Genomic DNA, 18,619 nt, shown 5'->3' on the forward strand with positions numbered 1-18,619 from the left:
ATGACCTTGTTGCCCCAGGCTGCATTATCCCTGAGGAGCACCCCCACGGCTCGACCGTTCTTTACGATTATTTCATCCACCGGGCAGCATGTGCGAAAAACTGCGCCATGGGCTATAGCGCAGCGGATGAGGGCATGGTAGTAGCCGTGTATGCCGCCCATGGGGACGACCCCCGTAGTGTAGAGCACGGAGGCTACCACGCTCTCGAAGGCGGGTATGCCCATACCTTCGAAATGGCCGGCAGCCCCTGACATCCAGGCTATGTATGCCTGGAATACCTTGAAGGGCTCGGTCTCCATATACTCGTCCATGAGGTCGAACATGTCCCATTCCAGCAGTTCCGGTGTCCATACCTGTGGCAGCCGCTCTTTGTAGACCTGCATGAAGGGGACGGTCTCGGCGTTTACCTCGACATACGATGGATGTGGCGGGCACCAGAAGGTTGCGCGCAGCAGCTCCTGGCAGAAGCCGCCGAGGACGCCACTCAGCGTGAGCCAGCCTTCAAAGTCCTTTCCACCGGCGAAAGAGACTCCATCTTTGCAGAGCAGGCCCAGCAGTGTACCAGTGGCGAATCCCTCTCCGCTTAGCTTCTGGGCTGACCAGTCCATGCGAGCGCCGTGCTTCCACAGATCCAGCTGCTCCCAGCCTGGTGCCGCTCCCCCGTATAGTCCCACGGCGTGCGGGGCGATGTGCACCCCGGCAATGAGGTCGGTATTCTCCTGCGCTCCGCCGCACTCCGGCCTCTCCTCCAGAACGCAGACGCTCAGCCCGCTCTTGGCCAGGTATGCTGCTGCTGTAGTGCCGTTGTGGCCGGCACCGATGATGACGACGTCGTACCTTTCTGCATCACTCATTTTTACCTCCTAATAACTATGGCCAGCGATAAAAGGCTGTCTCACATCACTTTTATGACTTTAATCGTAACAAAGAATCCCTAATTCTATACTGGACATAAGGAGAGATTAATACCTAGACGAATAGCGGGGTTTTATACCCTGGCTAGAGGATTATATGGCGACGCAGTGACAGAGCTACTGCCTCTGTACGGCTGGTAACACCAAGCTTGTGAAATATGCTGCTAACGTGGAACCTCACTGTGGAAGGGCTTACCATCAGCTGCTCGGCTATTTGGGGGTTGCTCTGCCCCTCTGCCATTAGTGTGAGAACCCTTTGCTCCCTCTCCGTCAGGAGGTATTCCTCTGCCATCGCTAAAACCGCGCGTTCAGCCCATGCCCCTTCCTCTCCGCTACGCCCGCTAATGTCGCGGTAGTCAATAACAACGCCCTTTATAGCGGGAACGTGGATAAGGTTCTTGGCGACAGCTTCAACTATGTGCCATGTACCGTCTTTGTGCCTCGCACGCAACTGTGCATACGCAGTAACACCAGGAGTCCGTACCAGTTTGGTGAGCCCATGGGCTGTTTTAGACATATCATCTGGGTGAAGAAGCGAAAGTGTATCCTTGCTAGCGAATTCTCCTGATTCATAGCCAAGGATCCGAGCGGCAGATGGGCTTTCATATACGACGTCTAAGTTACTGTCAAGTATCACGATGCCGTCCAGAGAATTCTCGAAAAGCGCTCGAAATGTTTCATTACATTCGCCAAGGCCCTCCTCGGAGGATGGGCGCTGGATTGTAAATGTTCTTTGCTCCATAATCTGTTGCTGCACCGTGTCTACTTTTTGTATGCTTGTCCCTTTGCCATCTTTAAGTGACCGTAACATCCTTATCATTTCGGGATCTACTTGTTTCCGCAAATCGGACGGCATCTTCTTTGCAAGACCGAATAGCTCATCCATGTCGGCACCGTTCGCACCAAGTACCTTGGCCAGGGCCAAGATGTTATTTTCCCTCGGTGGAGGCATGGCGCCCGTTTCAAGTTTACTCACATATGCGAAGCTAATCCCTGTCTTTTCTGCGAGTTCCCTTTGGGTCATGCTCTTGGCTTGCCTCAGTTCCCTTAGCCGTTGCCCAAATGTCATCACAAGGTCCTTTGTTAATGTATGATAAGCTTATATAATGTTGAGCTGATAGTCAAGTGCGATATCAGATAGACGATATGACAGGTCAATAGTCACTTTTACAACTTACCCACTATTGGTTTTATGAGCTCTGCAATTTCAAGCGAACATGCATATCTCTTGTGGTGACACCATGATCAGAAGTTATAGAGTCAGCGTTTCACCTCATGTAGGGGACGAGAAACTGGATATGGAAACTCTAAATTATAAGGGGAAAACCGATGAGGTAGCGTTTGTCCCTGGATCTGGTTTTTCCACGTCTCTTCTATAGTGACGATCCATCAACCTTGATTAAATAACCCCTGGTGGAGCGCCTGGGGCAAATCCTTTATGGCGGAGAGCACCTTCAGGTTTGTCAGCTCATTGTAAAGCGGGGTTATGGTAATCTTATTATTGGTGAACGCCCATATATCGGTGCCCTCCTCCGGCTGCCAAACCGGCGTTCCGCGCACGATCCAGTAGTAGTCCCTCTTACCATCATTCCCCGGCTGAATCTCATCGCTGTAGCTTCGCCGTCCCAGACGGGTAACCTCTATACCCTTGATCTGTTCAAGAGGCAGGTTGGGCAGGTTTATATTCAGGAAGGTCCCCGCGGGTAAATCCGCTATGAGTGGTGCCAGGACAACTGCCAGCCGGGACGCAGCATCAAAATGGACATCCTTTAATGCCCCTACCGATATGGCTACCGAGGTAATGCCCTTAAGGTATCCGTGGAGGGCAGCACCCACTGTCCCAGAGAGGAGAACATCGTCGCCGAGATTTGACCCCTCGTTTATGCCGGAAAACACCATGTCAATCTTTTTATCGAGCAGGTGGCCCAGGGCCAGGATGACACAATCGCCGGGGGTACCCTCCACTAGGTAGCTCTTTACATCCTTTATTGGGGATCGTATCTCCTTTACCCGTAGCGGATTGTGAAGCGTTACCGAGCTGCCTACGGCGCTCTGTTCCCTATCGGGGGCCACAATGCAAACCTCGCCAACCTCACGAAGCGCCCTGGCCAGATCCCACAGCCCCCTGGCCAGAAATCCGTCGTCATTTGTAACCAGTATTCTCAGTTTTCTCAAAATAAATCGACCTCTATTGGCCTTTACATTGGAATTTTTCAGTTACGCTAATTTCCTAACTACAACCGTAAACTTCAAAAAAACTCGCCTGATTTTCCCTGCAGGCATTATGCTCGATATACACTTCGCGCTACGGCACCGATCTCCGCCGGGCTAGAGGCGATGGTGGCCCCGGCGGCACGAAGCGCCTCGAACTTCTCCACTGCGGTACCCGAGCTGCCGGTGATGATCGCCCCAGCGTGCCCCATCCTCCTCCCCGGCGGCGCGGTGCTCCCTGAGACGAAGGCGACGACCGGCTTGGTCATCTCCCTTATGAATTCCGCCGCTTCCTGCTCCGCCGTGCCGCCGATCTCCCCGATAAGCACCACCAGCCCTGTTTCGCTATCCTGTTCGAACAGCCCCAGCACATCGATAAAGGTTGTGCCGATTAGGGGATCGCCACCCACTCCAATACAGGTGGATTGACCGATCCCCTGCTCTGTTAGCTGGGCCACCGCCTCATAGGTCAGGGTGCCGCTCCGGGAGACCACGCCCACGCTCCCGGCCATGTGAATATCACCTGGCATGAGCCCCACCTTTGACTTCCCCGGCGAGATAACCCCGGGGCAATTGGGTCCGATGAGACGTGTATATTTCCCCTTCAGATAGCCAAGAACGGTAACCATGTCCAGGGTAGGGATGCCGTCGGTAATGCATACCACCAGGGTTATGCCGGCATCTGCCGCCTCCAGGATGGCATCGGCAGCGAAGGCGGGGGGGACGAAGATCATGCTCGCATTTGCCCCGGTCTCCTTAACCGCACGCCCCACCTCATTGAAAACCGGCACCCCATCGAACGATGTCCCTCCCTTTCCCGGTGTAACCCCGGCAACGACCTTGGTGCCGTATGCCATACACCTTCTGGTATGAAAGCTTCCCTCACTACCAGTGATACCCTGAACCAGAAGTCTGGTATCCTCATCGACAAGAATGCTCATTCTAACCCCCTATGCCATTTAGACGAGAAACTGTATAGCAAAAAACCCCGAAGCCAGCGCAACGACGACGCAAATCGCGGCGCCAAATTCCTTCATTAACCTAAAATTCCTTATTTCATGAAGCAAGATACCCACACCCACGCCTGCCACGAGAAATGCCAGGCTGAGTAATATTTGAAAGCGAATCGTCAGGACTCCGCTTATAATGAAGTCGAGACCTTCAGCGAGCCCCCCGCTTACCTCAATACCGGCCAATCTAGCCCAGACCACAATTAACGATCCAGTGCAGACCAGGAGCAGTGCTATCCCGATAATCATAATCTTATCCCCATAACCATAGGCCTCCTATTTCCATCGACAATGATGCTCATTATAATCCCCCTTTCTCGCTCTGCCACAATTCAACCCGCCCCACCCCTTGCCACCACCACCTTCTCCGCAGCATCCCTCAGGTCCTTAGCCATGACTATTGGGAGGCCAGATTCGGCGAGGAGCTTCATCCCCTCCTCGACATTCGTCCCCCTCATCCTGACCACTATCGGCACCTTGATCTCCTTCTGTTTTGAGGCCTCAATCATACCACGCGCTACGATGTCACACCTGAGTATTCCGCCGAAGATATTGACCAGCGCCGCCTTGACCTTAGGGTCGGATAGCAGTAGGGTGAAGGCACTGGTAACCATCTCCTCGCTGGCTCCACCGCCTACATCGAGGAAGTTTGCCGGCTCACCCCCCACCTGCTTGATAATGTCCATGGTGGCCATGGCAAGTCCAGCGCCATTGACCATACACCCCACATCGCCATCGAGCCGTATATAGGAGAGGTTATGCTTTGCCGCCTCCAGGTCCAGCTCGTCCTCCTGAGCAGGGTCCCGAAGCTCGGCGTAATCGCGATGGCGAAACAGGGCGTTGTCATCGAGGTTAAGCTTGGCATCCAGCGCCAGCAGCCTGCCATCCGAGGTAACCACCAGCGGGTTAATCTCCGCCAGAGAGGCGTCCTGCTCCTTGAACATACGGAACAGGTTGCCGATAAGCTGTCCCATAGGCCTTACCTGCTCCGCCTCCAAATTTAAGCCAAAGGCAAGCCTCCGACCTAAAAAGGGCTGAAACCCGATCATGGGGTCGATATATACCTTGAGTATCTTCTCCGGGCTCCTGGCAGCCACCTCCTCGATGTCCATACCCCCCGCCTCGCTGGCCATGATCACCGGCAGGCCTTTCCCCGAATCGATGACGATACCGAGGTATAACTCCCGCTCAATTGTCCCCTCCTCCTCGACCAGCACCTTGTCTACGGGCACCCCGTCAGGAGATGTCTGATGGGTAACCAGCCTCATCCCGATTATCTGGCCCGCCAGTTTTTCCGCCTCATCGGGGGACTGCGCCGTCTTGATCCCACCACCCTTTCCCCGGCCGCCGGCATAGACCTGTGCCTTTATTACAACCGTCCCGCCGAGCTGGGCAGCGACCTTTTTGGCCTCCTCGGGGGTCGACGCAACGCCCCCTTTGGGCACGGGGATACCGTATTTGGCGAATAACTCCTTGGCCTGATACTCATGGATTTTCACTCTTTCACTCCTTTCGACGTGCCTTCGCCCCTAGCACCAATCGATTGGCTTTTCTCACACTAGTAAAAGGTTATCCTGCCTCAAGAACCACTTGATATATTAATCGATTGGAGCCTGCTCCCACACCCTTTAAATAGCGACAAAGCGGAGGGGGTGGGATTCGAACCCACGGTCCCGAAAATCGAGACTGCGGTTTTCAAGACCGCCACCATAGGCCTCTCGGTCACCCCTCCCTCTTTTCATACTACTCGATATGACCTTGTCGTCCTATGCGCTAGGCTCTTCTATTTGGTAGTCGGCTTCATAAATCATGGACAAAAGTATCTGGTGTAGCGAAAAGTTTAAAAATTTGGAGACCGGCTTTATAGACTACGGCTAACGATCCATTCGGACGTAACTTAATTTTCGAAGTACTATACATCCGCTACTTTATAACCTCAAACCGGGTATATGGGCGTAGAACCTCAGGTATCACTATGCTACCATCGGGCTGCTGATAGTTCTCCAGGAGGGCGATCAGCACGCGGGGCAGGGCCAGACCCGAGCCATTCAGGGTGTGCACAAACTGCGGCCTGGCACTACTCTGGGGGCGAAAGCGAATATTGGCGCGCCTCGCTTGAAAATCGCTACAGCTGGAGCAGGAGCTTACCTCCAACCACTCTCCACACCCAGGGGCCCAAACCTCGATATCGTATGACTTGTTGGCGGCAAAACCAAGGTCGCCGCTGCAAAGCTGTAGTACCCGATAGGGGATGCCCAACCGGCGGCATACCTCCTCAGCATCACCTACCATTTTCTCCAGCTCCCCATCCGATGAATCGGGCACGACAAATTTGTAAAGCTCCACCTTATCGAATTGATGCCCCCTTTTAATTCCCCTGGTATCCTTGCCCGCCGACATCTTCTCTCGGCGAAAGCAAGCGGTATAGGCTACATAATATAGAGGAAGGGTGCCCGGGGGGAGAATCTCATCGCGGTGAAGGTTGGTCAGCGGCACCTCAGCGGTGGGCACAAACCATAAATCGTCCTCCTCATCGTGGTAGAGGTTATCGGCGAACTTGGGAAGATTTCCCGACCCAACCATGCACTCTCGCTTTACCATAAAGGGGGGATACATCTCGGTATAGCCATGTTCCTGCACGTGCAGGTCGAGCATGAAGGAGATCAGGGCGCGCTGGAGGTGTGCCCCCAACCCTTTGAGCACATAGAAGCGGGTGCCCGAGATCTTCGACCCCCGCTCAAAGTCGATGATTCCCAATGATTCGCCCAGCTCCCAGTGGGGCTTGGGTGTAAAATCGAGTTTTCGAGCTTCCCCCCAGCTTCGCACCTCTATATTACCGCTTTCATCCTTACCTGTTGGAACGCTGGGGTGAGGAATGTTGGGCACGCGAAGGAGGAGGTCGTTAAGCTGCTCTTCGATCTCCCCCACCTGCTCGTCGAGGGACTTGATTCGATCCCCCATCTGGCGCATCTCCTCGATCAGTTGTGGAGGCCTCTCGCCTGTTTTGCCTATCTCTCGACTCACCTCGTTTCGCCGTGCCCTCAGTGCCTCCACCTCGGTAAGCAGGCTGCGGCGACGCTCATCAAAAGCGAGGATATCATCGATATCCTCGCTGGACTGACGCTTCCCCAGTGCCTCGCGAACCAGGGCAGGGTTTTCACGGATGAATTGCAGGCTCAGCATAACTGTTACTTATTACTTAGTACGTAACTGCGGGAAGAGGATAACATCTCTTATCGAATGCTGGTCGGTGAGCAGCATCACCAGCCGGTCGATGCCCATGCCCAGGCCTCCCGTGGGCGGCATGCCATTCTCCAGTGCCACCAGGAAATCCTCATCCACCCTCTCCGCCTCCTCATCGCCCAAAAGGGCGCGTAGTCTCTCCTGCTCCAGGAAGCGCTCCCGCTGCTCCACGGGGTCGTTGAGCTCGGTGAAGGCATTGGCGAGCTCCATCCCCCCGGCAAAGGCCTCAAACCGCTCCACCAACCGCTCACTCCCAAGCTTTCGCTTCGCCAGGGGCGATAGCTCAATGGGGTAGTCCATTACGAAGGTGGGCTGAATTAGACCTGGCTCCACGAAGGTGGAGATGAGCTTGTCGATGAGCTTGGCCCAGCTTGGTCTATCATCCACCTCTAATCCTTGATCTCGAATTGCGTTGCGCAGTGAGTGCTCATCAGCATGTTCCATAAAATCGATGCCACACCCTTCCTTAATGGCATCTTGCAGGGTGATGCGCCGCCAAGGAGGCGCGAAATCTATGCGACTTCCGGCGAAGCTGACCCTGGTCTTGCGCAAAACCCTCCTGGCAACATGGGAAACCATCTCCTCTGCCATCGCCATCACATCGTTATAGTCAGTATAGGCCTCATAGCTCTCAAGCATGGTAAATTCCGGGTTGTGCTTTATGGATATGCCCTCGTTGCGGAAGATGCGCCCAATCTCATACACCCTATCGAGGCCGCCCACGATGAGCCGCTTCAGGTAAAGCTCGGGGGCGATGCGCAGGTATAGGTCCTGGTCTAAAGCATGATGATGTGTAGTGAAGGGACGAGCCAGAGCGCCGCCCGCCACGGGATGGAGTACCGGCGTCTCCACCTCGATAAAACCACGCTTGTCGAGGAAGCGCCTTATGGCAGAAATAGCCCGGCTGCGCAACACAAATATCCGACCTACCTCTTCATTGGAGATGAGGTCGAGGTAGCGTTGCCTGTAGCGCTTCTCTACATCGGTAAGCCCGTGCCACTTCTCAGGCAGGGGATGGAGGGACTTGGCGAGCAGGGTGCAATCGGAAACCTTTAATGTTACCTCTCCAGCATGCGTTTTAAATGCATTGCCGCTTACCCCGATGATGTCTCCAACATCACACTGCTTTATTAGTTCATACTTATCCCCCAGGAGGTCGCTGCGGAAGTAGGCCTGGATGTTACCCGATGAGTCTCGGATGTCAATGAATGTGGCCTTGCCCATATCCCGGCAAGCCATTATTCGACCGGCGAGGCTCACCACCGAGTCATCGCCCCGCTCGAAGAGGGCGATGGCCTCCTTTGTGTTGTGGCTGCGATGGTAACGGTGGGGATAAGTATCGATTCCCTGCTGGCAAATTCTCTCTAGCTTTTCGCGGCGCTGCCTGGTTATATCATCGATGCGAGCCACTACTTAATCTCCAGGATCCTCAGCTTGAGCGGCCCTGCAGGTGCCTCCACCTCCGCCTCATCTCCCACTCTCTTGCCCAGCAATGCCTTACCCATCGGTGATTCGTTGGAAATCCTCCACTCGCCAGGTTTAGCCTCGGCACTACCCACAATGGTATAGTGTTCCTCACTGCCGTCCTGAAGTTGCACCCTCACCTCGTTCCCCACCTCCACGAAGTCCACATTGATGTCCTCGTGATGGATGATTTTGGCATTCCTGATGATCCTCTCAATCTCGAGGATCTTCCCCTCGACGAAGCCCTGCTCGTTCTTAGCCTCCTCATACTCCGGCGAGATAACAGAGCTGCGCAATTCCTTGGACTGCTGGATTTTTTCCGCCACATCCTGGCGTCGCACCGTACGCAGATACTCCAGCTCCTCCTCCAGCCTTGCCAGACCCTCCGGGGTGAGGAAATTCTCTTTATTAGACATCCTAACCTTCCTTCTACCGCTACTAAAAAAGACTGAAGGTCGACGACCCTCAGCCGTATATCTCTTTATTTTTTATATATTATACAAGCTATTGAAATATTTGTAAAGCCCCTTGACGGGAGTAGTATTCTCCATAGTATAATATTCCTTGAATAGGGGAAAGAAATCGGCTTCTATTGGGAATGCGCATTATTGCAGGCAAAGCGAAGGGACAATATATTAAATCGCCAAAAGGTATTTATATCCGCCCTACATCTGACTTAATAAGAGGGGCGCTCTTTTCCATTTTAGAATCTATGGACACTGACTGGTCTTCTGTGCTTGACCTTTATGCAGGCACTGGCTCCATGGGTCTCGAGGCGCTGAGCCGAGGTGCGGGGTGGGCCGATTTCGTTGAGCAAAATCCCAGGTGCTACGCTGTTATTAAGCATAATCTGGATCATGCCGGACTGAGCGCGCAAGCCCATGTATACCGCTTGAGCGCAATTAAGTCCATTTCCCTGCTCAAGAAGAAGTATGGTATAGTATTAATGGGACCACCCTACCGAGAACACGCCGTTATTGAAACCCTTGAGCAACTAGTAATTTCCCGCTTGGTCGGGGTTGGTTCAACCATTGCGGTAGAACACTCTTACCGTCTACCGCTGAGTTCAGTCTATGGAAATTTCCAGCTCGCTAAGGAACGCCGGCATGGCGATACCTGTATCTCAGTATATCAATAGGAGGGTTTATCTTGGCCATTGCTATTTATCCAGGAAGTTTTGACCCAGCAACTATGGGACACGTTGATATTGCGGAGCGAGCAGCAGCCCTATTCGAGCAACTGGTGGTGGCGGTCTACGATGACCCGCCGAAGCCCTTGCTGTTCACTGCCGCTGAAAGGGCGTCGTTGATGAAAAAGGCGCTGGCTCACGTTCCCAACATTCGGGTGGAACGCTACAACGGGCTTACTGTGGAGTTCGCTAGAAAGAGGAAAGCCGTTGCTATAGTGCGTGGCCTGAGAATGAGCTCAGACTTCGAAAGGGAATTCGAGATGGCCCTTATGAACAAGAAGCTCGCTCCGGATGTGGAACTGGTCTGCTTTATGACCAAGCTAGAGTTCGAATTTGTTAGCTCAAGCCTGCTTAAGGAGGCGGCCAAACTGGGGGGCGACATCGATGATCTGGTTCCGCCGCACGTGGCCACAGCCTTAAGAGAGAAACTTCTTAGGAGGTGATTAACCAAGAAGGGGAAGCGATATAAAAAATATCGACAATGAGGTATGAAATATAAGGAGGTATGACCGGTGGCCTATAAGATTACCGATGAGTGCATCAGTTGCGGTGCATGCGAGGCGGAATGTAAAAATGAGGCGATTAGTGAGGGCGAGACGACTTATGTAATAGACCCGGAAAAGTGCACCGAGTGTGTAGGAATCGCCGAAGAGTCGCGCTGTGCCGAGGTATGCCCGATCGACGATTGCTGTACCCCTGACCCAGAGCATAAAGAAACGAAGGAGCAGCTCCTGGCGAAGTGGCGCACGCTTCACCCGGGGGAGGAACCCGTCACGGGCACCTTTTAATGCTAGGCTAGTATTACCGTCGACCTACAACCAAGGTCTGAAAGCCGACCAGAGAATTTAACCACGGATTCTCAAAGTGGTAGAGGCTTGTTTCCTTAAACAGGGAAAGTAGCCTTAAATTTATCCTTTTCAATATGGGGAAGGAGATCCGGTCGAGGAAAAAAGCCTGGAACATATAGAACTGGCAGCCGAAGGCAAAGCCATCCCTCACTACCAGGTTGAGACCTGAGAGAGCCATCAGTCGGAAAAGCTCGAAGGTGGAGAGACTCCTTTCAGGGTAGAAGAGAAACCTCTGGCCCAACAGAAGCTTTGTCAGAGAGTGCAGAAAGGCGAACTTGTTGGGCACGGATATGATTACCAGACCCCCCGTTCGGCAAACCCGAGCGTGCTCCCGAATCATCTGCGCAGCTCGATCGATGGGGAAGTGCTCGATCACTCCCTCCGAGTAAACTACATCGAAGCTCTCATCCCTGAAGGGGAGCGAGAAACCATCGCCCTTCATCGCCTCCACCGTTACCCCGTGTTGTTGGGAGAAAAAGGAGAGCGAGGGGAAGGCGTCATCCTCAACCTCAACGCCCACACATTTGCAGTTCAGCTCCCTGGCTATTCGAGTAAGGATTCTGCCGCTGCCAAAGCCAACCTCAAGGACAAGCGACTCCCGAGGGATGTATTTGCGGAAGGTTTTATAGGCATATGGAAAATGCCAGGTGTCAGCTAAGAGCCACTCCGGAACATAAAGCCAAGAGGGCTTTATTGACATTATCTCCATCTAGTAGAGCCTGTTACACACGGTAAAAGCTTGAATAATTCCACCACTAGGCTGCCAAAATCGCCGTCATAGTGGTATGAATGCTATACTATTGGGCTTAGGCCAGGCTTCCCAATGGGCCTAATTCCCCACTATTATAATGAGAAGGTCGTTTTTATGCAGTAACCTTAGTAGTGGGTGAATCGGCACTGCCACCCTCTACTTCCGACCTACAGAAGCCAAAAAAGTAGCTCTACTGGAAGAATTCCCGCACGTCATCGCCGAAATCACCGGGAAGCAGGACAAGCACCGCAGGAAGCCAGTCTAGAAGCAGTTTGGCGATGCCCGAATCCTGAATGAAATTTGAGCCTAAATCGAACTTTACACTTGCTGCCAGTGCCGCTGCACAGAATAGGCCCCCCAGTGCCAGGCCGAATACGGCCCCACCAAGGCGGTCGACCCACCCCAGCAGTACCAACCTGATGAATCTCCTCAGGAAAGCAGCCAATATAACCGACACTATGAGTGTGCCGACAATGATGATGGCATAGCCAGCCCATCCGGCGTATTCGGTGTTCTCAATAGGCAGCCACCCGCCGACTGTGCCGTAGTAGTGACCAGCCAGGACAACGCCAATTATGAGCCCGATAAAAGGGAAGACCATGCTTATGAGTCCTCGCCATAGACCCATGAGTGTCGATAGCGCCAAAACGACTATGAGGACAATGTCGAACCAGTTCATAGACTTGCTCCTGCTGAGTTTACTAAAGCCATCCTAGAGCCTCCTCCAAGTCTCGCCATTCATTCTACCATATCTAGAATATCAAGATAAAGGACTGTACCCGTCCAGTACACTAGATACACATTACCGTTCGCCTATTGTGTTTGTCATCTCGAGGGAAGGTAAATCCACTACACTATACCAGGTATCAACTATCTATCTAAACGAGATCAGAGATTTTGGGGCCTTTACAAGCGGTAAGAAGCCTAATATAATAGTTATTGCAAGTGCTTCCCATTTGCAGTTATATCTGGAGGAGAAGGATCATGGTAGAAGTTCGGGAGCTAAAGGGGCAGAGGGTTACCAGCCAGCGGAAGCTACTTCTCGACCTGTTGCGCCACTCGGAAGGTCATCTAGATGCCGAGGAGCTTTACCGCCTGGCCAAGGAACGGGAACCTCATATCAGCCTTTCTACGGTCTATCGCACCCTCAACCTGTTCAAGGAGCTGGATCTGGTAGAGGAGCGGCACTTTGCCGAGGAACACCACCACTACGAGGTCAAACGGAAAAAGGAGCACCACCATTTAATCTGCCTGGGCTGCGGCAGGGTGGTCGACTTTGTGTCCCCCTTAACCAAGCAGATGAAGGAGGATGTGAGCCGGCAAAGCGGCTTCGAGATCCTCAACGCTTCGGTTTCTCTGGAGGGATACTGTGAGCGCTGCCGCCAGGAACAGAATTAACTAAACAATTCACTTCCTTGAAAGGGACTTTATGAACCAACATAGTCAAATAACGGTAAGTCAGATGAGGGCGGGGCAATCGGGGAGGGTGGTCCAGATACTGGAGGGGCATGGTCACCATAGGGATCGTGGGCATGGCCATGGCTTTGTCGATCGCCTCCATTCCCTGGGCATCAGACCGGGTATGCGGATAACCAAGGTAAGCGCGATGTTTATGCGGGGCCCCGTTACCCTCCAGGTAGGCCAAGCCCAGGTTGCGATAGGCTATGGCATGGCGGGTAAGATACTGGTTGAGGTGGAGGGAGAAAAGCTTTGAGTTCGTCTTGTCACCAGAGTGGGGGAGAAGACGGTCGGCCTACTGGACTAAAGAGAATACTCCTGATTGGTAATCCCAATGTAGGCAAGAGTGTATTCTTTTCCCGCATCACCGGGGTAAAGGTGATCGCCTCTAACTACCCCGGCACCACTGTGGGGTTTACCAAGGGCTCCATGAAGCTGGGTGAGGAGGAGGTTGAGGTTATAGATGTCCCCGGCACCTACACCCTGGAGCCCACCTCCAAGGCAGAGGAGGTGGCTTCCCAGATGCTCCAGGATGGAGACCTGGTGATAAATGTCGCCGATGCCACCAATCTGGAGCGCAATCTCTACCTAACCCAGGAGCTACTGGAGAGACAAATCCCCGTTATCGTGGCGTTAAATATATGGGATGATACCAAGCACAAGGGGATAAGCATCGACGTCGCCAAACTGGAGGAGCGCCTGGGGGTGCCGGTTCTCCCCACGGTGGCGGTAACCGGGCAGGGGATAAAGGAGCTGGTGGATCGTATCCCCGAAGCCATCTCTCCCGCGCTGCCCCAGCGTACCCATGATGAGAGGTGGGCCGCCGTCGGCGATATTATCGAGCATGTCCAGACCATAACCCATCACCATCATACCTGGCTTGAGCGCCTGCAGGATGCTTCGGTAAAACCCCGGACCGGTCTTCCCATCGCCGCTTTTACGCTCGTCGCCTCCTTTTTTGTGATTCGCTTTATCGGCGAGGGCCTGATCGGCTATGTTATGGAGCCCCTCTTTGATAAGTTATGGGCCCCGCTTATGATGAAACTGAGCGGTCTTTTGGGCTCGGGTTTCTGGCACGATATGCTCATCGGCAAGTTGTTCGACGGGGAGATAGACTTCTTCCAGTCCATGGGAGTCCTGACCACCGGCCTCTTTATCCCGCTCGGTGCTGTATTACCATACATTCTTGCCTTTTACCTGATATTGGGACTGCTCGAGGATGTGGGCTATCTCCCCAGGCTGGCGGTGCTCCTCGACAACCTCATGCACCGTGTGGGCCTGCACGGCTACGCCATCATCCCCACCATGCTGGGACTGGGATGCGCTGTACCGGCAATACTGTCCACCCGCATCCTCGAGAGTAAGAGGGAGCGATTCATCGCCGCCACGCTGATCTCCATTGCCCTACCCTGTGCTGCCTCCCAGGCGATGATCATTGGTCTGGTAGGGGCCGAGGGATGGCAGTATGTAGCGATGATTTATGGCACTTTGTTTTTAGTCTGGCTTATCCTGGGCCTCATCATTAACCGGGTAGCTAGGGGATTCAGCCCCGAGCTCCTCATCGAGATTCCCCCTTACCGCCGACCCTCCTGGCGAGCTGTATTTACCAAACTCTGGATGCGGGTCTATGGCTTCCTCCGCGAGGCGCTGCCCATAATTCTGATAGCTATATTTGCTATCGGCATTCTCTATAACCTCGGGGTCTTCGATGCCATCGCCAACTTTGCCGCCCCGGTGGTGAGCGGGCTTTTCGGGCTTCCTGAAGATAGCGTTGTCGCTATCGTGGTTGGCTTTTTGCGCAAGGATGTGGCTATCGGGCTGCTGGCCCCGCTGTCACTGAGCGCCACGCAACTGGTGGTGGGCTGCGTCGTGCTGACCATGTTCCTCCCCTGCATCGCTGCCTTCGTTGTCCTGGCCAGGGAGCTTGGCGTTAAGGGCTTGCTGGCTGCCATCGGAATAATGCTCGCCGCCACCGCAATTGTAGGCGGGCTTTTGAACCTGGTTTTATAGCGTGCTGGCTTAGGACGCTTGACTTTTCCTCCTGATGGCGGTTTGATTTATCAGTGTTTTCGCAACAGCCCCCAAGCGATGCCCGTAAGCTTTTATTTATCCATATTCTTGTCACGTGATAAAATGTCCAATCCACTTATACCTACGCTATATAGTTTGACATACAAATAACCGCAGAGTATTATTCTCTCACACCATGAACTACCTCGGCATTCTGAAAAGAGATGAGGGAATACAATGACACAACAAAAGTGCACTGATGCTAGCGATGTCGAATTTGCCCTTAAGAATCATTTCGAGAGTAAATATGGAAAGAAACTACTAAATGTTAAATTTAGAAGTGTGTATTATCAAGGAGGCTCTGTTAGAGATGTCTGGGAAGCTGATGGTGATATTATTCTCAAAGGATTTCTTTGGAGAAAAAAGCGTCAATCATTCCGATATCAAGTTGACCCAAAATCAGGCAAAATAATCGGATACCAAGAAGTAGGGCGATAGTGCTGAAATAATACAAATTAAGCTCAGCTAGGCGGATTTGGCAAATCAAATAATATTCCGACCCACTTTTTCAGCGAACTGACATATAATCTTGACATATATAACCTGGGGGGTTATAATGTATTATGCATTTTATTGAGTATTATACTGATAAAAGGGGGCGGCAACCGGTAGTTGAATGGCAAAACCGGCTTGATATAAGGAACGACCATATAATCGATAACAAGATTAAAAAGCTTATGGAGAATGGTCTTAAGGTTCTAGATACCAATATGTTTGATGTAATACAAGGCGATGATTCAGATTTTTATGAGTTGAAAGGAGGTCTAAATAAACAATGTAGGATTGCCATTTATCATGATAAAAGGAGAAATACCTTTATTCTTCTACATGGGTGGTTGAAGAAGAAAGGGCGAGATGAGCAAAATATAGAACAGGCTCGCACTATTCTACATAGGTATTTATCAACACAAGGAGAATAATATGATGGTTAGGACACCAATACAAGAAATAAAGGAGAAGCTGCTAGATTTTGAGTACAGAAAACGCTTTGGGGCTGCCGACGCAAAGAATGAGTTTGCGATTACTCTAGCGACGGTCCGTAGGGACTTGAATATGACCCAACAGGAGCTAGCAGATAGATGTGGTGCAACACAACCATATATCGCTAAGTTGGAAGGAGGGGAGGCAAACCCAACGCTGGGTACTATAGGTAATATGCTAGCAGTAATAGGTTGTCGCCTTGCAATGGATGCAAAGCCACTGCTGCAAGATGTACCAGCACCGCCGTCTACAATTACGGTCAGTCAAAGCAGCACTGTTGCTGACACAGGAACACTCCCATTGGATTGGGAATGTATTTACGAGGCAAATGGTTCTGGTGGCTATACTGCGCCGCTGACATCAGGCAGGTATCCAATAACCGCCGCTAAATCAGATTCCCCTGCTTTAGTGGGAGGATATAGATAATGAACGTATCTAAAGAAATGCAGGAACTATTCACCAATGAGATCGATTTTGTTATTGAGCGAATGAAAGGGACAAATAGTGCACCCGAGAAAATGTATTTCTTTAGTGGTACATATGCATGCGCCCTAAGGATTATTAATATCGAGTTTGATGCAGAACTAGCCTTTATTCATCACGTTCTACAAAGTGCACATCAAATGATAGATGCACGGATAACAAGACCACAGCAGGGGCAAGATAGACCTATTGGAATACCTGAGAAGTTGTTTGACAGACTTGAAGATGCTTTGAAGGAAATGTTAGCAAGGATAAAGAAGGGTGATGAGACGTATCCCGTGCTTCAGACAATCTTTAATCTAGCCTATAGCACAACGGGCAATGGCTATTATCTATACTTGAAGGGTTTGTTGCCTGTATAGCAATCTACCCTATCTGAAAACCTGCTATTTGAACATTCTTATCTCAACGACTATATCTTATGCATTACGGTTACAACTCCCTGTGCGGGCGACATTTCATCATTATCCCAACGGAGTCTTGTAATACTTAAAGCTATCACCAACGCTGACAGAGCGAGTATATCGCTGCACCATTTCCAGGCTTTCCCACCTGCCTAAGTCCCCCTATACTGCATAGATTGACAAATATCCTATTGACAATATAATGCAAGGGTGTGGTTTTGCATGGTTTAATTTGGTTGTTCATGGCTTCGTTAGGTAAAACAAAAGGGGGTTGAATGAAAGGGGAGAAGCGACAGGCTACAGCGGTCAGTCCGAAGGGTTATGTACACCTAACTCTTGAATTCTGCAAAGAAGGCAAGAGATGGACTGCCTGTTGTGAAGAACTTGGCACCGCTACTTTTGGTCGCTCACTTCCTGAAGCAGAGGAAAAGCTTAAGGAAGCTGTTCTACTTCATCTGAACGCTATTGAGGCTGTCGGTGAGCGGGAACGATTTTTTAAAGAAAATGGCATAATTCTTCATCAGACCAAACCCAAATCACTCACAATACATATAACTCCCAACCCAAATGTATTTATTCAAGCCCTTGTCCAGCCTATCCCTCAAAGTCCTTCCAAGGAGCGTGTCCCTGCCTGAGTATACCCAGATTCCTGCTATTTAAGGCAAGCAATTAATTAGATTGCTTAAGAAAGACGGCTGGGAAGCTCTCAGAAAAGCCAAGCATGGTATTGCTTTATCAAAATCCTTCGGTGACCGCAAACGAGTCACAGTCATTCCAGATAGTCGAGCATCACTCCCTGATGGCACTTTATCGGCAATACTTGGTGTCAAGCAAACAGGACTTGGTAGGGCTGAATTACTCAACTTGATTATTAAACGTGGGCTTTAACCCAAAGGCGGCTTATAGAACCTCAGGCTATCTTCAAAGCTGACAGGATAGGTATATCGCTTGCACCATCTCCAGGCTTTTCCACCTGCCGAAAAAGCCAACTACCTTCATAAAAGCCCCTTTTCAGCCCCATACTGGCAAAGCCGCCCTTTATAACGCTGTAACTACTTCATGAACACCTACGTAGAGCCATAGACGCCGCCCACCTGGCTACATTTTATCGGTTGTGTTGCTGTCCTGCATGTACCGGACGAGTAGGTTCTCTTGCATTTAGGTGGTTATGTTCCCCTTGATTGTGGTTGACATATTATCCTCATTACTATATTATCCTATATCATCAAACAAAAGGAGGGCTTTATGACTAGTGATGTAATAACCCCTGATATTGCCATACTTTGGGCAGCCACTGAATTAACTAAAGCATGGGTAGGTACTGGGAAAATAGACCCTAGCACAATTGTTAATACCTTTAATACAATCTATACTGGTATATCAAATACTGCAACGTTTACTCCTTTTTCTCAGTAAGGACGCCCGAAAAACTCTCTTGACAGAGCCATTGAATCTCATCAAGTTCTAGCCCTTTGCCTTTCAGAAGTAGAAAGATGTCTAATCTCTCTTGTATCGCTTCAGGTATTCTCACATCAGAATTATTATCCATTATTATAACCTCCTCTTTACTACACTAATTAATCCTTATACAGG

General features: G+C 51.4%; 23 protein-coding genes, 1 tRNA gene and 1 pseudogene. 13 read left to right on the forward strand and 12 right to left on the reverse strand.

Annotation, left to right across the window (positions count from 1 at the left end; all coding sequences use genetic code 11):
* The 10 genes and pseudogenes from VMX96_06625 to greA form a co-directional block, all read right to left on the reverse strand.
* The coding region (locus VMX96_06625) for an FAD-dependent oxidoreductase (GenBank protein HUU63574.1) at window positions 1–854 on the reverse strand (854 nt) is incomplete at its 3' end.
* A 145-nt stretch (window positions 855–999) separates the two neighbouring features.
* Window positions 1,000–1,983, reverse strand: a complete 984-nt coding sequence (locus VMX96_06630) for a LuxR C-terminal-related transcriptional regulator (protein ID HUU63575.1) — start codon at window positions 1,981–1,983, stop codon at window positions 1,000–1,002.
* Between the two features lie 320 nt (window positions 1,984–2,303).
* Window positions 2,304–3,089, reverse strand: a complete 786-nt coding sequence (gene surE, locus VMX96_06635) for a 5'/3'-nucleotidase SurE (GenBank protein HUU63576.1) — start codon at window positions 3,087–3,089, stop codon at window positions 2,304–2,306.
* A 107-nt stretch (window positions 3,090–3,196) separates the two neighbouring features.
* Complete coding sequence (gene sucD / locus VMX96_06640) at window positions 3,197–4,066, reverse strand: succinate--CoA ligase subunit alpha (GenBank protein ID HUU63577.1); 870 nt, start codon at window positions 4,064–4,066, stop codon at window positions 3,197–3,199.
* Window positions 4,067–4,084: 18 nt separating this feature from the next.
* Window positions 4,085–4,384, reverse strand: a complete 300-nt coding sequence (locus VMX96_06645) for a hypothetical protein (GenBank protein HUU63578.1) — start codon at window positions 4,382–4,384, stop codon at window positions 4,085–4,087.
* Window positions 4,385–4,467: 83 nt separating this feature from the next.
* Window positions 4,468–5,637: pseudogene (gene sucC / locus VMX96_06650) on the reverse strand (ADP-forming succinate--CoA ligase subunit beta).
* Between the two features lie 142 nt (window positions 5,638–5,779).
* Window positions 5,780–5,867, reverse strand: a tRNA-Ser gene (locus tag VMX96_06655).
* A 191-nt stretch (window positions 5,868–6,058) separates the two neighbouring features.
* Entirely contained in the window at window positions 6,059–7,318 is a 1,260-nt protein-coding gene (gene serS / locus VMX96_06660; protein ID HUU63579.1) for a serine--tRNA ligase, read from the reverse strand.
* Between the two features lie 12 nt (window positions 7,319–7,330).
* Window positions 7,331–8,788 (reverse strand): lysine--tRNA ligase, encoded by a 1,458-nt coding sequence (gene lysS / locus VMX96_06665; GenBank protein HUU63580.1) that lies wholly within the window; start codon window positions 8,786–8,788, stop codon window positions 7,331–7,333.
* On the reverse strand, window positions 8,788–9,258 hold the full coding sequence (gene greA / locus VMX96_06670; GenBank protein HUU63581.1) for a transcription elongation factor GreA: 471 nt from the start codon (window positions 9,256–9,258) through the stop codon (window positions 8,788–8,790). The genes lysS and greA overlap by 1 nt, the downstream gene beginning before the upstream one ends.
* Window positions 9,259–9,440: 182 nt before the next feature.
* Between greA and rsmD the strand changes: the two genes are divergently transcribed.
* The 3 genes from rsmD to VMX96_06685 all read left to right on the forward strand — a co-directional run bounded on the left by rsmD (window position 9,441) and on the right by VMX96_06685 (window position 10,819).
* On the forward strand, window positions 9,441–9,980 hold the full coding sequence (gene rsmD, locus VMX96_06675) for a 16S rRNA (guanine(966)-N(2))-methyltransferase RsmD (GenBank protein ID HUU63582.1): 540 nt from the start codon (window positions 9,441–9,443) through the stop codon (window positions 9,978–9,980).
* 11 nt (window positions 9,981–9,991) lie between these two features.
* Entirely contained in the window at window positions 9,992–10,474 is a 483-nt protein-coding gene (gene coaD, locus VMX96_06680) for a pantetheine-phosphate adenylyltransferase (GenBank protein HUU63583.1), read from the forward strand.
* A gap of 69 nt (window positions 10,475–10,543) precedes the next feature.
* Window positions 10,544–10,819 carry a YfhL family 4Fe-4S dicluster ferredoxin gene (locus VMX96_06685; protein ID HUU63584.1) on the forward strand — a complete coding sequence of 92 codons (276 nt, stop codon included), beginning with the start codon at window positions 10,544–10,546 and terminating at the stop codon, window positions 10,817–10,819.
* Between the two features lie 13 nt (window positions 10,820–10,832).
* Here the strand turns inward: VMX96_06685 and VMX96_06690 are convergent, their stop codons facing one another.
* Together VMX96_06690 and VMX96_06695 are read right to left on the reverse strand one after the other, a co-directional pair.
* Window positions 10,833–11,579 carry a class I SAM-dependent methyltransferase gene (locus VMX96_06690; protein HUU63585.1) on the reverse strand — a complete coding sequence of 249 codons (747 nt, stop codon included), beginning with the start codon at window positions 11,577–11,579 and terminating at the stop codon, window positions 10,833–10,835.
* 241 nt (window positions 11,580–11,820) lie between these two features.
* Entirely contained in the window at window positions 11,821–12,309 is a 489-nt protein-coding gene (locus tag VMX96_06695; protein ID HUU63586.1) for a CvpA family protein, read from the reverse strand.
* Between the two features lie 305 nt (window positions 12,310–12,614).
* On the opposite strand from VMX96_06695, the gene VMX96_06700 reads away from it, so the two are divergent.
* From VMX96_06700 to VMX96_06745, 10 genes are all read left to right on the forward strand, one after another.
* Window positions 12,615–13,028 (forward strand): transcriptional repressor, encoded by a 414-nt coding sequence (locus VMX96_06700; protein ID HUU63587.1) that lies wholly within the window; start codon window positions 12,615–12,617, stop codon window positions 13,026–13,028.
* A 31-nt stretch (window positions 13,029–13,059) separates the two neighbouring features.
* Window positions 13,060–13,344 (forward strand): FeoA family protein, encoded by a 285-nt coding sequence (locus VMX96_06705; protein HUU63588.1) that lies wholly within the window; start codon window positions 13,060–13,062, stop codon window positions 13,342–13,344.
* A complete protein-coding gene (locus tag VMX96_06710; GenBank protein ID HUU63589.1) occupies window positions 13,341–15,098 on the forward strand; it encodes a ferrous iron transporter B in 1,758 nt (585 codons plus the stop codon). The genes VMX96_06705 and VMX96_06710 overlap by 4 nt, the downstream gene beginning before the upstream one ends.
* 237 nt (window positions 15,099–15,335) lie before the next feature.
* On the forward strand, window positions 15,336–15,596 hold the full coding sequence (locus tag VMX96_06715) for a hypothetical protein (protein ID HUU63590.1): 261 nt from the start codon (window positions 15,336–15,338) through the stop codon (window positions 15,594–15,596).
* A gap of 125 nt (window positions 15,597–15,721) precedes the next feature.
* Window positions 15,722–16,078, forward strand: a complete 357-nt coding sequence (locus tag VMX96_06720) for a hypothetical protein (GenBank protein ID HUU63591.1) — start codon at window positions 15,722–15,724, stop codon at window positions 16,076–16,078.
* Between the two features lies 1 nt (window position 16,079).
* The gene (locus VMX96_06725) at window positions 16,080–16,565 is read left to right on the forward strand and encodes a helix-turn-helix domain-containing protein (protein ID HUU63592.1); all 486 of its coding nucleotides are present in this window, start codon (window positions 16,080–16,082) and stop codon (window positions 16,563–16,565) included.
* On the forward strand, window positions 16,565–16,984 hold the full coding sequence (locus VMX96_06730) for a hypothetical protein (protein ID HUU63593.1): 420 nt from the start codon (window positions 16,565–16,567) through the stop codon (window positions 16,982–16,984). Before VMX96_06725 ends, VMX96_06730 begins: the two co-directional genes overlap by 1 nt.
* A gap of 317 nt (window positions 16,985–17,301) precedes the next feature.
* Window positions 17,302–17,661, forward strand: coding sequence for a hypothetical protein (locus tag VMX96_06735; protein HUU63594.1), 360 nt, complete (start codon window positions 17,302–17,304; stop codon window positions 17,659–17,661).
* Window positions 17,662–17,698: 37 nt separating this feature from the next.
* A complete protein-coding gene (locus VMX96_06740; protein HUU63595.1) occupies window positions 17,699–17,914 on the forward strand; it encodes a hypothetical protein in 216 nt (71 codons plus the stop codon).
* A gap of 357 nt (window positions 17,915–18,271) precedes the next feature.
* A complete protein-coding gene (locus VMX96_06745) occupies window positions 18,272–18,442 on the forward strand; it encodes a hypothetical protein (GenBank protein ID HUU63596.1) in 171 nt (56 codons plus the stop codon).
* The last annotated feature ends 177 nt before the right edge of the window (window positions 18,443–18,619 follow it).

The organism is Dehalococcoidia bacterium (genome assembly GCA_035528575.1).
Lineage (GTDB): Bacteria > Chloroflexota > Dehalococcoidia > E44-bin15 > E44-bin15 > DATKYK01.

What these genes read in the sequence shown, in the direction of transcription:
- VMX96_06630 (HUU63575.1), bottom strand. Translation starts at nt 1,983, where the DNA reads ATGACATTTGGGCAACGGCTAAGGGAACTGAGGCAAGCCAAGAGCATG.
- sucD (HUU63577.1), bottom strand. Translation starts at nt 4,066, where the DNA reads ATGAGCATTCTTGTCGATGAGGATACCAGACTTCTGGTTCAGGGTATC.
- VMX96_06645 (HUU63578.1), bottom strand. Translation starts at nt 4,384, where the DNA reads ATGATTATCGGGATAGCACTGCTCCTGGTCTGCACTGGATCGTTAATT.
- serS (HUU63579.1), bottom strand. Translation starts at nt 7,318, where the DNA reads ATGCTGAGCCTGCAATTCATCCGTGAAAACCCTGCCCTGGTTCGCGAG.
- greA (HUU63581.1), bottom strand. Translation starts at nt 9,258, where the DNA reads ATGTCTAATAAAGAGAATTTCCTCACCCCGGAGGGTCTGGCAAGGCTG.
- rsmD (HUU63582.1), top strand. Translation starts at nt 9,441, where the DNA reads ATGCGCATTATTGCAGGCAAAGCGAAGGGACAATATATTAAATCGCCA.
- VMX96_06690 (HUU63585.1), bottom strand. Translation starts at nt 11,579, where the DNA reads ATGTCAATAAAGCCCTCTTGGCTTTATGTTCCGGAGTGGCTCTTAGCT.
- VMX96_06695 (HUU63586.1), bottom strand. Translation starts at nt 12,309, where the DNA reads ATGAACTGGTTCGACATTGTCCTCATAGTCGTTTTGGCGCTATCGACA.
- VMX96_06700 (HUU63587.1), top strand. Translation starts at nt 12,615, where the DNA reads ATGGTAGAAGTTCGGGAGCTAAAGGGGCAGAGGGTTACCAGCCAGCGG.
- VMX96_06705 (HUU63588.1), top strand. Translation starts at nt 13,060, where the DNA reads ATGAACCAACATAGTCAAATAACGGTAAGTCAGATGAGGGCGGGGCAA.
- VMX96_06715 (HUU63590.1), top strand. Translation starts at nt 15,336, where the DNA reads ATGACACAACAAAAGTGCACTGATGCTAGCGATGTCGAATTTGCCCTT.
- VMX96_06720 (HUU63591.1), top strand. Translation starts at nt 15,722, where the DNA reads ATGCATTTTATTGAGTATTATACTGATAAAAGGGGGCGGCAACCGGTA.
- VMX96_06725 (HUU63592.1), top strand. Translation starts at nt 16,080, where the DNA reads ATGATGGTTAGGACACCAATACAAGAAATAAAGGAGAAGCTGCTAGAT.
- VMX96_06730 (HUU63593.1), top strand. Translation starts at nt 16,565, where the DNA reads ATGAACGTATCTAAAGAAATGCAGGAACTATTCACCAATGAGATCGAT.
- VMX96_06735 (HUU63594.1), top strand. Translation starts at nt 17,302, where the DNA reads ATGAAAGGGGAGAAGCGACAGGCTACAGCGGTCAGTCCGAAGGGTTAT.
- VMX96_06745 (HUU63596.1), top strand. Translation starts at nt 18,272, where the DNA reads ATGACTAGTGATGTAATAACCCCTGATATTGCCATACTTTGGGCAGCC.